At 61.4% G+C, this 694-nt stretch carries 2 protein-coding genes; both read right to left on the bottom strand.

Annotation, left to right across the window (positions count from 1 at the left end):
• Nucleotides 1-83 (bottom strand): biopolymer transporter ExbD (locus JHD59_RS22015; RefSeq protein ID WP_233164467.1); only part of this gene is annotated, 83 nt, incomplete at its 3' end.
• A gap of 53 nt (nt 84-136) precedes the next feature.
• On the bottom strand, nt 137-580 hold the full coding sequence (locus JHD59_RS22010; protein ID WP_071110410.1) for a biopolymer transporter ExbD: 444 nt from the start codon (nt 578-580) through the stop codon (nt 137-139).
• Nucleotides 581-694 lie beyond the last annotated feature (114 nt).

Below are 694 nucleotides of genomic sequence, written 5' to 3'. Positions count from 1 at the left end.
TGCGTCTGGATCGGAATCGTGATGATCAGCATGATCAGCATCACCAACATCACGTCGATCAGCGGCGTGGTGTTGATTTCCATCATCAGGTCGTCTTCGCCCGACGACCCCACGTTCATCGCCATGCTCTATCCTCCTAGTCCGCGCCCGCCGGGCTCGGCGGCTCGGTGATAAACGCGATTTTCACGATCCCCGCCTGCTGCACCGCCAGCACGATGCGGCCGATCGGCGCGTAGCGCGCGCTCGCATCCCCCCGGATGTGCACTTCCGGCTGCGGATCTTTCTTCGCTTCCTTCACCAGCCGCGCCAGCAACTCCTGCTGATCCTTCACCGGGCTCATGTTCCAGTAGATCCGGCTATCCGGTCCCACTCCCAACACGATGTTCTCCGGCTTGGTCTGCGTCGGAATGTTCTGCTCTTTGGGCAGCGTCATCTTCACTGTCTGCGTCACCACCGGCACCGTGATCAGGAAGATGATCAGCAGCACCAGCATCACGTCCACCAGCGGCGTGGTGTTGATCGCCGACAGCACTTGGTCTTCGTCGCCCTTGCCGTGGCCAAATCGTTTGTAACGCGCCATGGCTGTTTACCGGGTCGGGTTGTTCAGCAGGCTGGCGTGCAGGCGGCCGGATACCACGCGGACGTTGTCCAGCACCAGCTTGTTGCGGCGCACCAGCCAGTTGTAGCCCAGCAC

Origin of the sequence: Chromobacterium sp. ASV23 (assembly GCF_016428945.1) — a bacterium.
In the GTDB taxonomy this organism is placed as follows: Bacteria; Pseudomonadota; Gammaproteobacteria; order Burkholderiales; family Chromobacteriaceae; genus Chromobacterium; species Chromobacterium sinusclupearum.
Note: the sequence above shows the minus strand (reverse complement) of the source record. Positions and strands in the feature narration are given on the sequence as shown.